The sequence below is a fragment of the Enterovibrio sp. FF113 genome (genome assembly GCF_041439165.1).
GTDB lineage: Bacteria > Pseudomonadota > Gammaproteobacteria > Enterobacterales > Vibrionaceae > Enterovibrio > Enterovibrio norvegicus_A.
Genome location: NZ_JBGONO010000027.1, coordinates 1 through 13,094 on the forward strand (window position 1 = coordinate 1; position 13,094 = coordinate 13,094).

The 13,094-nt window shown below is 47.8% G+C and carries 9 protein-coding genes and 1 pseudogene; 9 read left to right on the forward strand and 1 reads right to left on the reverse strand.

Features of this window, described 5'->3' with window-relative positions; translation table 11 throughout:
- The 9 genes and pseudogenes from ACED36_RS18650 to rpoC form a co-directional block, all read left to right on the forward strand.
- A pseudogene (locus ACED36_RS18650) lies at positions 1 to 68 on the forward strand (elongation factor Tu); the annotation flags it as partial.
- Between the two features lie 220 nt (positions 69 to 288).
- Entirely contained in the window at positions 289 to 660 is a 372-nt protein-coding gene (gene secE, locus ACED36_RS18655; RefSeq protein ID WP_016960639.1) for a preprotein translocase subunit SecE, read from the forward strand.
- A 10-nt stretch (positions 661 to 670) separates the two neighbouring features.
- Positions 671 to 1,216, forward strand: coding sequence for a transcription termination/antitermination protein NusG (gene nusG, locus ACED36_RS18660; RefSeq protein ID WP_016960640.1), 546 nt, complete (start codon positions 671 to 673; stop codon positions 1,214 to 1,216).
- 125 nt (positions 1,217 to 1,341) lie between these two features.
- On the forward strand, positions 1,342 to 1,770 hold the full coding sequence (gene rplK, locus ACED36_RS18665; protein ID WP_016960641.1) for a 50S ribosomal protein L11: 429 nt from the start codon (positions 1,342 to 1,344) through the stop codon (positions 1,768 to 1,770).
- Between the two features lie 4 nt (positions 1,771 to 1,774).
- Complete coding sequence (rplA, locus tag ACED36_RS18670; RefSeq protein WP_016960642.1) at positions 1,775 to 2,479, forward strand: 50S ribosomal protein L1; 705 nt, start codon at positions 1,775 to 1,777, stop codon at positions 2,477 to 2,479.
- A gap of 234 nt (positions 2,480 to 2,713) precedes the next feature.
- The gene (gene rplJ, locus ACED36_RS18675) at positions 2,714 to 3,202 is read left to right on the forward strand and encodes a 50S ribosomal protein L10 (protein WP_016960643.1); all 489 of its coding nucleotides are present in this window, start codon (positions 2,714 to 2,716) and stop codon (positions 3,200 to 3,202) included.
- Positions 3,203 to 3,261: 59 nt separating this feature from the next.
- Positions 3,262 to 3,627 (forward strand): 50S ribosomal protein L7/L12, encoded by a 366-nt coding sequence (gene rplL / locus ACED36_RS18680; protein WP_016960644.1) that lies wholly within the window; start codon positions 3,262 to 3,264, stop codon positions 3,625 to 3,627.
- 232 nt (positions 3,628 to 3,859) lie between these two features.
- Positions 3,860 to 7,885, forward strand: coding sequence for a DNA-directed RNA polymerase subunit beta (gene rpoB, locus ACED36_RS18685; protein ID WP_016960645.1), 4,026 nt, complete (start codon positions 3,860 to 3,862; stop codon positions 7,883 to 7,885).
- An 87-nt stretch (positions 7,886 to 7,972) separates the two neighbouring features.
- On the forward strand, positions 7,973 to 12,184 hold the full coding sequence (gene rpoC, locus ACED36_RS18690; RefSeq protein ID WP_016960646.1) for a DNA-directed RNA polymerase subunit beta': 4,212 nt from the start codon (positions 7,973 to 7,975) through the stop codon (positions 12,182 to 12,184).
- 307 nt (positions 12,185 to 12,491) lie between these two features.
- On the opposite strand, the gene ACED36_RS18695 is transcribed toward rpoC, so the two are convergent.
- Positions 12,492 to 12,971, reverse strand: a complete 480-nt coding sequence (locus tag ACED36_RS18695) for an Rsd/AlgQ family anti-sigma factor (protein ID WP_016960647.1) — start codon at positions 12,969 to 12,971, stop codon at positions 12,492 to 12,494.
- Positions 12,972 to 13,094: the final 123 nt, after the last annotated feature.

Consider the following 13,094-nt stretch of genomic DNA (forward strand, 5'->3'; position numbering starts at 1 on the left):
TACGCTTCGCAATCCGCGAAGGTGGTCGTACAGTTGGTGCAGGTGTTGTTGCTAAAATCATCGAATAAGATTTGACGACACACTAGCAAAAAGGGCATCATTTGATGCCCTTTTTCTGCACCAAATCTTTGGATTGAACTTTTTTTCGCCGATTGGTCGCAGTGATATACGTTTTAGGATAAGAAAATAAGCGACGAAGTAAGTACGTTTAGGTTTCCTTTATTCTTTTCACCTCGCTAACGCGAGGTTGTTGTCGTCGATGAAATAGACTAGTTACAGGTAGAATGTATGAAAGCGAATGCTGAAGCCCCAACCGGGTCAATGGATGCCCTAAAATGGGTTGTGGTTTTTGCCTTATTGGCGACTGCGGTAGTTGGAAATAGCGTGTACGGCGATATGTCTGTCGTGCTACGAGCTGCAGCTGTAGTTGTACTTGTTGCAGCCGCCGGTGGTGTTGCTGCTCTAACAGGTAAAGGCAAAACGGCGATCACCTTTGCACGTGAGTCGCGTATGGAAGTGCGTAAAGTTGTCTGGCCAACTCGCCAAGAAACGTTACAGACCACTCTCATCGTTCTGGCTGTCACTGTCGTCATGGCGCTCATCCTGTGGGGCATCGACGGTATAATGGTCCGTCTGGTCCGCCTATTCACTGGCGTGTGAGGTTAACTACATGAGCGAAGCTCCTAAAAAACGTTGGTATGTTGTTCAGGCTTTTTCCGGTTTTGAAGGCCGTGTATCTAAGTCATTGAATGAATATATCAAGATTCACGAAATGGAAGATTTCTTCGGTGAGATACTTGTCCCTACCGAGGAAGTTGTTGAGATGCGCGCAGGACAGCGTCGCAAGAGTGAACGAAAGTTTTTCCCAGGTTATGTTCTCGTTCAGATGATTATGAATGATGAGTCATGGCACTTGGTGCGTAGCGTGCCACGTGTAATGGGCTTTATTGGTGGTACGCCGGATCGCCCTGCGTCTATCACAGATAAAGAAGCTGACGCTATCTTGAATCGTCTTGAGAAAGCTGGCGAGTCACCTGTGCACAAGACTGTGTACGAAGCAGGTGAAGTTGTGCGTGTTACTGAAGGCCCGTTTGCGGACTTCAATGGCGTCGTAGAAGAAGTCGATTACGAGAAGAGTCGTGTGAAGGTTTCTGTTTCTATCTTCGGCCGTGCAACACCTGTAGAGCTAGAATTCAGTCAAGTCGAAAAAAGCTGATCGTTTTTTGCTCGGAAAGTATTGCTAGGGGCGCGAAATTTGAATACAATTTCGCGCCCTTTTGTTAAACGGGGAGTCTGTTTGCAAAAAAACAGACGTTTGAACCCAAATTTAGGTATTTAGTAATGGCTAAAAAAGTAGAAGCTTACATCAAGCTGCAAGTTGCAGCGGGTATGGCTAACCCAAGTCCACCAGTTGGTCCAGCTCTTGGTCAACACGGCGTTAACATCATGGAATTCTGTAAAGCGTTTAACGCACGTACAGAATCTATGGAGAAAGGCCTTCCTACTCCAGTTGTTATCTCTGTATACAGCGACCGTTCTTTCACTTTCGAAATGAAGACGCCACCTGCTGCAGTTCTTCTTAAGAAAGCAGCTGGCATCAAGTCTGGTTCAGGCCGTCCTAACACTGAGAAAGTTGGTACTATTACTGACGCTCAGGTTCAGGAAATCGCTGAAACTAAAGCGAAAGACATGACTGGTGCAGACATTGAAGCGATGAAACGCTCAATTGCTGGTACTGCTCGTTCAATGGGTCTGGTAGTAGAGGGTTAAGACAATGGCTAAATTGACTAAACGCATGCGCGTTATCCGCGACAAAGTTGATGTTACTCGTGAGTATGACATCAACGAAGCTGTTGCTCTTTTGAAAGAACTTGCTACTGCTAAATTCGTAGAAAGTGTTGATGTTGCAGTAAACCTGGGCATCGATGCACGTAAATCAGACCAAAACGTTCGTGGCGCAACTGTGTTGCCACACGGTACTGGTCGTGATATCCGCGTAGCGGTATTCACCCAAGGTGCTAACGCTGAAGCTGCAAAAGAAGCAGGCGCTGACATCATTGGTATGGAAGATCTGGCTGACCAAATCAAGAAAGGCGAGATGAACTTCGACGTAGTTATCGCATCACCTGATGCAATGCGCGTTGTTGGTCAACTTGGTACTATCTTGGGCCCACGCGGTCTGATGCCAAACCCGAAAGTTGGTACTGTAACCCCTAACGTTGCTCAAGCGGTTAAGAACGCTAAAGCAGGTCAGGTTCGTTACCGTAACGACAAGAACGGTATCATCCACACCACTATTGGTAAGGTTGATTTCGATACTGACAAACTTAAGGGTAACCTTGAAGCATTGTTGGTAGCTCTGAAGAAAGCGAAGCCTTCTTCAGCGAAAGGTACTTTCGTTAAGAAAGTAAGCATCTCTACCACTATGGGTGCAGGTGTTGCGGTTGACCAGAACACTCTGGAAGCAAGCGCAAACTAATTGCTTGAAGCGAAGGGTTGCTGTATAATCCTTCGCTTCAAATTTATGGCTGAGTCCGGCTTGCTGGGCTTCGTCCAAGACCGTAGGCGTCTGGTGTTTTCACTAAGACTTAATGCTTACCTACGTAGACGGTGCCAGAACATGATAGATATATTCTTTCTTGGATCTGCGCCGTAATTACTCTCCTACTGTGAAGTAGCGAGTGGTGTATATATAATCCAGGAGCAAATCCAAATGGCATTAAATCTTCAAGACAAAAAAGCAATTGTTGCTGAAGTCAACGAAGCTGCCAGTGGTGCCCTTTCTGCAGTTGTAGCTGATTCTCGCGGTGTAGCGGTAGGCGCAATGACTTCTCTACGTAAACAAGCTCGTGAAGCTGGCGTTTACATGAGAGTTGTTCGTAATACCTTGGCTCGTCGTGCAGTTGAAGGTACTGACTATGCGTGTCTGCAAGACACGTTTGTTGGTCCAACACTGATTGCGTTCTCTAATGAGCACCCAGGTGCTGCGGCGCGTCTTTTCAAAGACTTCGCTAAAGAGAACAAGAAATTCGAGATCAAAGCTGCTGCATTCGAAGGCTCTATCACTGATGCTGACGTTCTAGCAACGCTGCCAACATACGACGAAGCTATTGCACGTCTGATGATGTGCATGAAAGAAGCGTCTGCTGGCAAGCTGGTTCGCACTATCGCGGCCGTTCGCGATCAGAAAGAAGCTGCATAATTGCATTGCTTTTTACCGATTGCTATTTAAACTAATTGTTGACTTTAAAGAGAATTGTTATGTCTATCACTAACGAGCAAATCCTAGACGCAGTTGCAGAAATGTCTGTAATGCAAGTTGTTGAGCTTATTGAAGCTATGGAAGAGAAATTCGGTGTTACTGCTGCTGCTGCAGTAGTTGCAGGCGGCGCTGTTGCAGAAGCAGCAGAAGAGCAAACTGAATTCGACGTAATCCTGACTTCTTGTGGTCCTAACAAAGTTGCTGTTATCAAAGCAGTACGTGGCGCAACTGGCCTAGGTCTGAAAGAAGCTAAAGCTGTTGTTGACGGTGCTCCAGCTCCGTTGAAAGAAGCAGTTTCTAAAGAAGAAGCTGACGCTCTTAAAGCACAGCTAGAAGAAGCTGGTGCTTCTGTTGAAGTTAAGTAATTATTGCTTAGCTTCTTAGCCTGAAATGGCTAATGGCTGGTGGCTAAATAGCCACCGGCCTTTTTGCGCTGTAGGGCAGTAGTGAATTTTGCACCCCGTTTAGTCACTACTTTCCATGCAAAAAAAGTATCAGATTAACCCTCTGATGCTCCTACAGTAAACGGTTGGTTGTTTAGTTACTGTCCCTCAGTCTGGACAGTTTGGGTCACTTATCAGCGAGCTGAGGAACCCTATGGTTTACTCTTATACCGAGAAAAAGCGTATCCGTAAGGATTTTGGTAAGCGTCCTCAAGTTCTGGACGTGCCATACTTGCTGTCTATCCAGCTAGATTCTTTCGAAAAATTTATCGAGCAGGATCCAGAAGGTCAATACGGTCTTGAAGCGGCTTTTCGCTCTGTCTTTCCGATTCAGAGTTACAATGGCAATTCCGAACTGCAATACGTTAGCTATCGCCTTGGAGAGCCAGTATTCGATGTTAAAGAATGTCAGATCCGCGGCGTAACTTACTCTGCACCACTGCGCGTTAAATTACGCCTGGTGATGTTTGACAGAGATGCACCTGCTGGCACCGTAAAAGACATTAAAGAGCAAGAAGTCTACATGGGTGAAATTCCACTCATGACGGACAATGGTACCTTTGTAATTAACGGTACTGAGAGGGTTATCGTATCCCAGCTGCATCGTAGCCCGGGCGTCTTCTTCGACAGCGATAAGGGTAAAACCCATTCCTCAGGTAAAGTGCTGTACAACGCACGTATCATTCCATACCGCGGTTCGTGGTTGGACTTTGAGTTTGATCCTAAGGATGCCGTCTACGTTCGTATCGACCGTCGTCGTAAGCTACCTGCATCGATCATTCTGCGTGCATTGGAATACACCACCGAGCAAATTCTTGATTTGTTCTTCGATAAAATTGTTTTCGAAGTCCAAGGCAAGTCTCTGGTGATGGAACTGGTACCGGATCGTCTGCGTGGCGAGACCGCAAGCTTTGATATCGAAGCTAACGGCAAGGTATACATTGAACAAGGCCGCCGTATTACCGCGCGCCACATTCGTCAGCTTGAAAAAGATGGCGTAGAAAAAATTGAAGTTCCTGTTGAGTACATTGTGGGCAAAGTTTCTGCACGCGATTACGTTAACGAGGAAACTGGCGAGATCATTGCACCTGCTAACCAAGAACTGAGCCTAGAAACCCTAGCGCTTCTTTCTCAAGCTGGTTACAAGAAGATCGAAACTTTGTTCACCAATGACTTGGATAACGGTCCGTACATGTCAGATACCCTGCGTATCGACAGCACGTCTGATCGCCTGAGCGCATTGGTTGAAATCTACCGCATGATGCGTCCTGGTGAGCCACCAACGCGTGAAGCAGCAGAGCAGTTGTTCAATAGCCTGTTCTTCTCAGAAGATCGTTACGATCTGTCTGCGGTAGGCCGTATGAAGTTCAACAGTTCTCTAAACCGTGAAGAAATGACCGGTTCTGGCGTACTGAGCCACGATGACATCATCCAAGTGATGCGCAAGCTGATCGATATCCGTAATGGTATCGGTGAGGTGGACGATATTGACCACCTGGGCAACCGTCGCATTCGTTCTGTTGGTGAAATGGCAGAGAACCAGTTCCGTGTAGGTCTGGTACGTGTTGAACGTGCGGTTAAAGAGCGCCTAAGCCTTGGTGACCTTGATGCAATCATGCCTCAAGATCTGATCAACGCTAAGCCTATCTCTGCGGCAGTTAAAGAGTTCTTCGGTTCTTCTCAGCTGTCACAGTTTATGGACCAGAATAACCCGTTGTCAGAAGTGACGCACAAGCGTCGTATCTCTGCATTGGGTCCAGGCGGTCTGACGCGTGAGCGCGCAGGCTTTGAAGTTCGAGATGTACACGCAACCCACTACGGTCGCCTATGTCCTATCGAAACGCCTGAAGGTCCAAACATCGGTCTGATCAACTCGCTTTCAGCGTATGCACGTACTAACCCGTACGGCTTCCTGGAAACGCCTTACCGTAAAGTTGTTGACGGTAAAGTGACGGACCAAATTGATTATCTTTCTGCTATCGAAGAAGGCCAATTTGTTATTGCACAGGCAAACGCCGTGCTAAACGATGATGGTTCATTCGGTGAAGAATTGATCACTGCTCGCCAGAAAGGTGATTCAGGTTTGCACCCTCGTGACCATGTCCAGTACATGGACGTCGCGACCAACCAGATTGTATCGGTTGCTGCATCTCTGATCCCATTCCTAGAGCACGATGATGCTAACCGTGCACTTATGGGTGCGAACATGCAACGTCAGGCAGTTCCAACTTTGCGTGCTGATAAGCCGCTAGTAGGTACTGGTATTGAGCGTGCAGTAGCGGTTGACTCCGGTGTAACTGCCGTTGCTAAACGTGGCGGTATGGTTCAGTCGGTTGACGCATCGCGTATCGTTATCAAGGTTAATGAAGAAGAGCTGGTTTCAGGTGAAGCTGGTATCGACATCTATAACCTGACGAAGTACACCCGTTCTAACCAGAACACCTGTATCAACCAGCGTCCTACCGTGATGCCTGGTGAGCCAGTTGCACGTGGTGACGTGTTGGCTGATGGTCCTTCGACGGATCTGGGTGAACTTGCTCTTGGCCAGAACATGCGTATCGCGTTCATGCCTTGGAACGGTTACAACTTCGAGGATTCCATCCTTGTTTCTGAGCGTGTAGTACAGGAAGACCGCCTGACTACTATCCACATCCAAGAGCTTTCTTGTGTGGCGCGCGATACTAAACTGGGTAGCGAAGAAATCACTGCTGATATCCCTAACGTGGGTGAAGCTGCGCTGTCTAAACTTGACGAATCTGGTGTTGTATACATCGGTGCGGAAGTGAAAGGTGGCGATATTCTGGTAGGTAAAGTGACGCCTAAAGGCGAAACGCAGCTGACACCAGAAGAAAAACTGCTACGTGCGATCTTCGGTGAGAAAGCGTCTGACGTTAAAGACTCTTCTCTGCGCGTTCCAAACGGTGTATCTGGTACGATCATTGACGTACAAGTGTTTACCCGTGATGGCGTTGAGAAAGACAAGCGTGCGCTCGAAATCGAAGAAATGCAGCTAAAAGAAGCCAAGAAAGATCTGACAGAAGAGTTCTCTATTCTGGAAGGTGGTCTGGTAGCACGTGTTCGTGGTGTACTTGCGCAAGCAGGCTACAGCCAAGAAAAACTGGCGAACATGGATCGCCAGAGCATGCTGACTCAGACTATTGACGACGAAGCGCTGCAAACTCAGCTTGAGCAATTGGCTGAGCAGTACGACGAACTGAAATCTGACTTCGATAAGAAGTTTGACACCAAACGTCGCAAGATCACTCAGGGTGACGATCTGGCACCGGGCGTCCTTAAAATTGTTAAGGTATACCTGGCTGTTAAACGTCGCATTCAACCTGGTGACAAGATGGCAGGTCGCCACGGTAACAAGGGTGTTATCTCTAAGATCAACCCTGTTGAAGACATGCCGTACGATGAAGATGGTGAACCAGTAGACATCGTATTGAACCCACTGGGTGTACCGTCTCGTATGAACATCGGTCAGATCCTTGAAACCCACCTTGGCCTAGCGGCGAAAGGTATCGGTAACAAGATCAACAAGATGCTCAAAGAGCAGCAAGAACTGGCGAAATTCCGCGAGTTCCTGCAGAAGGTTTACAGCCTGGGTGAAACACGTCAGCAAGTCGATATCAGCGCTCTGTCTGATGATGAAGTGCGTACACTGATCCAGAACCTGCGTGCCGGTCTACCGATCGCGACTCCAGTGTTCGATGGTGCGCCTGAGTCTTCAATCAAAGAACTGTTGAAACTGGGTGATCTGCCAGAATCTGGCCAGCTGAACCTATTTGACGGCCGTACTGGTGAGAAGTTTGAGCGTCCTGTAACTGTTGGTTACATGTACATGCTGAAACTGAACCACTTGGTTGATGACAAGATGCACGCCCGTTCTACCGGTTCTTACAGCCTAGTTACTCAGCAGCCGCTGGGTGGTAAAGCTCAGTTCGGTGGCCAGCGTTTCGGTGAGATGGAAGTGTGGGCGCTTGAAGCATACGGCGCAGCATATACCCTCCAAGAAATGCTGACTGTTAAGTCGGATGACGTGAACGGTCGTACGAAGATGTATAAAAACATCGTCGACGGCGATCACCGCATGGAGCCGGGTATGCCGGAATCTTTCAACGTATTGTTGAAAGAAATCCGCTCGTTGGGTATCAACATCGAGCTGGAAGACGAATAAGCCAAGGCTTAATCGCTATTTCCGGTATCAATATGAAGGCGCTGCCTGTCAGCGCCTTTCTGGGTCAACTCCTCACAGGAGCCAAATGTGAAAGACTTACTTAAGTTTCTGAAAGCACAGCATAAGACCGAAGAATTTGATGCAATCAAAATCGGTCTAGCTTCACCAGACATGATTCGTTCATGGTCTTTCGGTGAAGTGAAAAAGCCAGAAACCATTAACTACCGTACCTTTAAGCCTGAGCGTGACGGCCTATTCTGTGCACGTATCTTTGGCCCGGTAAAAGACTACGAATGTCTTTGCGGTAAATACAAACGCCTTAAGCACCGTGGTGTGATCTGTGAAAAATGTGGTGTTGAAGTTACTCAGACCAAAGTACGCCGTGAGCGTATGGGTCACATTGAGTTGGCTTCTCCTGTTGCCCACATCTGGTTCCTGAAATCACTACCGTCTCGTATCGGTTTGCTGATGGACATGCCATTGCGTGACATCGAGCGTGTTCTGTACTTCGAATCATACGTTGTGATCGAACCAGGCATGACCGATCTTGAGCGTAGCCAAATGCTGTCTGAAGAACAGTATCTTGACGCGCTGGAGCAATGGGGTGATGAATTCGACGCTCGTATGGGTGCCGAAGCGGTGAAAGCATTGCTGGCGAACATGGACCTGCAAGCTGAAACTGAACTGATGCGCGAAGAGCTGGAAGAAACCAACTCTGAAACTAAGCGTAAGAAAATCACCAAGCGCCTTAAGCTTGTTGAAGCATTCCTGCAGTCTGGAAACAACCCTGAGTGGATGATCCTGACTGTACTTCCAGTTCTGCCACCGGATCTACGTCCTCTGGTACCACTGGATGGCGGTCGTTTCGCGACTTCAGATCTGAATGATCTCTACCGTCGTGTGATCAACCGTAACAACCGTCTGAAACGCCTACTTGATCTGGCTGCTCCTGACATCATCGTACGTAACGAAAAGCGTATGCTGCAAGAGTCAGTTGATGCTCTGCTAGATAACGGTCGTCGCGGTCGTGCCATTACTGGTTCGAACAAGCGTCCACTGAAATCTTTGGCTGATATGATCAAAGGTAAGCAAGGTCGTTTCCGTCAGAACTTGCTTGGTAAACGTGTAGACTACTCTGGCCGTTCGGTTATCACCGTAGGTCCATACCTTCGTCTGCACCAGTGTGGTCTTCCTAAGAAGATGGCACTAGAGCTGTTCAAACCATTCATCTACGGCAAGCTTGAAGCACGTGGTCTTGCGACTACCATCAAAGCGGCTAAGAAAATGGTTGAGCGCGAAGAAGCAGTCGTTTGGGATATCTTGGATGAAGTCATCCGTGAACACCCAGTACTGTTGAACCGTGCACCAACACTTCACCGTTTGGGTATCCAAGCGTTTGAACCTGTGTTGATCGAAGGTAAAGCGATCCAGTTGCACCCACTCGTTTGTGCGGCATATAACGCCGATTTCGATGGTGACCAAATGGCGGTACACGTACCGTTGACTTTGGAAGCGCAACTTGAAGCACGTGCTCTGATGATGTCGACCAACAACATCCTGTCTCCTGCGTCCGGTGATCCAATCATCGTACCTTCTCAGGACGTTGTATTGGGTCTGTATTACATGACCCGCGACAGAATTAACGCAAAAGGCGAAGGCCTTTACCTGTCTGGCCCTGCGGAAGCTGAAAAAGCATACCGTACTGGCAACGCAGAACTGCACGCTCGCGTAAAAGTACGCTTGAAAGAAGTGCTGTTTGACGAGATGGGTAACCGCACCGAGTCAGTAGAACTGCGTGACACCACCGTTGGTCGTGCAATGTTGTGGCAAATCGTGCCTGAAGGCATGCCATACGACATCGTTAACCAAGCGCTAGGTAAAAAGCAGATCTCTAACTTGCTGAACACTTGTTACCGTAAGCTGGGTCTGAAAGACACTGTTATTTTCGCTGACCAAATCATGTACACCGGTTTCGCATATGCGGCACTATCTGGTGTATCTGTTGGCATCGATGACATGGTTATCCCACAGGCGAAATACGACCTGATCGAAGCAGCAGAAGCTGAAGTTGCTGAAATTCAAGAGCAGTTCCAGTCTGGTCTGGTAACCGCAGGCGAACGTTACAACAAAGTTATCGATATCTGGGCTGCAGCGAACGAACAAGTTGCTAAAGCGATGATGGATAACTTGTCTTTTGATACCGTTATCAACCGTGATGGCGAAAAAGAAGATCAGAAGTCGTTCAACAGCGTATACATGATGGCCGATTCAGGTGCTCGTGGTTCGGCTGCTCAGATCCGTCAGTTGGCGGGTATGCGTGGTCTGATGGCGAAACCAGATGGCTCTATCATTGAAACGCCAATCACCGCGAACTTCCGTGAAGGTCTGAACGTACTCCAGTACTTCATCTCTACTCACGGTGCTCGTAAGGGTCTGGCGGATACAGCACTTAAAACTGCGAACTCAGGTTATCTGACTCGCCGTTTGGTTGATGTTGCACAAGACGTAGTCATCACTGAAACTGACTGTGGTACCAGCGAAGGTATTCACATGATGGCAGTTATCGAAGGCGGCGACGTTAAAGAAGCATTGCGTGAGCGTGTTCTGGGTCGTGTTGTTGCTGAAGACGTACTTAAACCTGGTACAGAAGAAGTTCTTGCACCACGTAACACCCTTCTCGATGAGAAATGGTGTGACATTTTGGAGCAGAACTCTGTAGACCAAATCAAAGTGCGTTCGGTCGTTAGTTGTCAAACTGACTTCGGTTGCTGTGCAAACTGTTACGGTCGTGATTTGGCTCGTGGTCACATTGTGAACCATGGTGAAGCAGTCGGTGTTATCGCTGCTCAGTCAATCGGTGAGCCTGGTACACAGCTTACAATGCGTACGTTCCACATCGGTGGTGCGGCATCTCGTGCGGCTGCAGAGAATAGTATCCAAGTGAAGAACAACGGTTCGTTGCACCTTCACAATGCCAAGTTTGTTATTAACAACTCTGGCAAGCTGGTTATTACCTCTCGTGCTTCTGAATTGACTATCGTTGATGAGTTTGGACGTACGAAAGAAAGCTACAAGCTTTCTTACGGTACTATCTTGACGAAAGCAGATGGTGACGCAGTTACTACGGGTGAAATCGTAGCAAATTGGGATCCGCACACAATGCCGATCATCACGGAAGTGGAAGGTCGTATCCAGTTCCTTGATATGATTGATGGCGTGACAGTTCAACGTCAAACTGACGAGCTGACAGGTCTATCTTCAATGGTGATCTTGGATGCTGCTGAGCGCACATCTGCTGGTAAAGACATGCGTCCTACCGTCAGACTTTGCGATGCTGCTGGCAACGATATCATGATCCCAGGTACCGACATGCCTGCTCAATACTTCTTGCCTGGTAAAGCAATTGTCCAGTTAGAAGATGGAGCAACCGTTGGTATCGGTGAAATCTTGTCACGTATCCCGCAAGCTGCGAGCGGTACGAAAGATATCACCGGTGGTCTGCCACGCGTAGCTGACCTGTTTGAAGCCCGTAAGCCGAAAGAGCCTGCGATTCTGGCTGAAATCACAGGTGCGGTATCCTTCGGTAAAGAAACCAAAGGTAAGCGTCGTCTGATTATCACCCCGACCGATGGTAGCCCGTACGAAGAAATGATTCCGAAATGGCGTCAGTTGAACGTATTTGAAGGTGAAAAAGTCGAAATTGGTGATGTAATCGCTGATGGCCCAGAAGCACCACACGATATCCTGCGTCTTCGTGGTGTACGTGCGGTAACTGAGTTCATCACTAACGAAGTGCAAGACGTTTACCGTCTGCAAGGCGTTAAGATTAACGATAAGCACATTGAGACGATCGTTCGTCAGATGCTGCGCAAGGTAACTATCACGAAATCTGGTGACTCTGAGTTCCTAGAAGGTGAGCAAGTAGAATTCTCCCGTGTGACCATTGCAAACCGTCAGCTTGAAGCTGAAGGCAAACAAATGGTTGGATTCACGCGTGATCTACTTGGTATTACCAAAGCGTCGTTGGCTACCGAGTCGTTTATCTCTGCAGCTTCGTTCCAGGAAACCACTCGCGTTCTTACAGAAGCAGCGGTATCTGGTAAGCGTGATGAGCTACGTGGTCTGAAAGAGAACGTTATCGTTGGTCGCCTGATCCCAGCGGGTACTGGTTTTGCTTACCACAAGACGCGTCAAGCACGTCGTCAAGTAGTAGATGCACCTGTTGCACCGCAAATGGATGCTGAACAAGCATCACAGGATCTTGCAGCTCTGCTGAATGCCGGTCTAAACGACGACTAAGCTTTTGCTGACTTGAATTGAAAAGGCACCCTTCGGGGTGCCTTTTTTGTTTCTAGTGATCTCATCGAGCGTTTGCATAACTGGCGTATATAAGCCATTTACAGCTGTGCTGTATATTCTCATGACAGAGTGTTAATCATTTCTAGTGGGATTGCGTTAGAGGAACGTGAGGAGAGTGCTTTGTAGAAAAAATGAGAATAGAAGAATGCGAGAGATTGCTCAAGGGGGCTCTATTGAGATGCGATGAAAAAACGCCGGCTGGTGGCAAACACCAACAGCCGAAGTAAAATGTCGCTATAAAATAACGCTAAGCACCGGGCGGAATAGACAGGCTATCCGCAATTAACTGGATTAGCATATCTTCCTGTTCAAAGCGCAATTCCATGATTTCACCAACACGTGAAATATCGCTATCAAAGCGGGAGAAGTTATCTTCATCCAACACAAACGCGCTGTATTTGTCGTTAAAGGTTAACAGTGGCTCTGTGGTTTCAACGATGCGCGCATAAAGCGTGTCGATCTCAGTATTCGTGGAGAAACCCGTTGACTGCCAACGACTCATCACCATGTCATAAATTTTGAAGTGACCAGCAGATATATAATCTACCAGCGCTTCACAGAAGTGGTTTAACGCCTCTTCTGTAGGAAGACAATTCTTGTTAACGCCTGACAGCCCGGCGACCTTAGAATATTCCACAAGTAGTTCTTGTCTTAGTGTTAACCAGTAGTCGATCACATCGCTGTAACCACCCCACTGTTGCTGTGCTTTTTCGAGTTTACTAAGCATGACCACGTTCCTCATGATCAGCGCACCTGAGCGCTTTTATAGGATTAGAGCCATATCATTCAGGCCGTCAATTGACTAACATCAGGTAATTAAATTTAGAGTGCCTCAAATTTTCACTGTTAG

Bases quoted from the DNA above. Each gene is read 5' to 3' on its own strand.
- secE (WP_016960639.1), top strand. From the start codon at position 289: ATGAAAGCGAATGCTGAAGCCCCAACCGGGTCAATGGATGCCCTAAAA.
- nusG (WP_016960640.1), top strand. From the start codon at position 671: ATGAGCGAAGCTCCTAAAAAACGTTGGTATGTTGTTCAGGCTTTTTCC.
- rplK (WP_016960641.1), top strand. From the start codon at position 1,342: ATGGCTAAAAAAGTAGAAGCTTACATCAAGCTGCAAGTTGCAGCGGGT.
- rplA (WP_016960642.1), top strand. From the start codon at position 1,775: ATGGCTAAATTGACTAAACGCATGCGCGTTATCCGCGACAAAGTTGAT.
- rplJ (WP_016960643.1), top strand. From the start codon at position 2,714: ATGGCATTAAATCTTCAAGACAAAAAAGCAATTGTTGCTGAAGTCAAC.
- rplL (WP_016960644.1), top strand. From the start codon at position 3,262: ATGTCTATCACTAACGAGCAAATCCTAGACGCAGTTGCAGAAATGTCT.
- rpoB (WP_016960645.1), top strand. From the start codon at position 3,860: ATGGTTTACTCTTATACCGAGAAAAAGCGTATCCGTAAGGATTTTGGT.
- ACED36_RS18695 (WP_016960647.1), bottom strand. From the start codon at position 12,971: ATGCTTAGTAAACTCGAAAAAGCACAGCAACAGTGGGGTGGTTACAGC.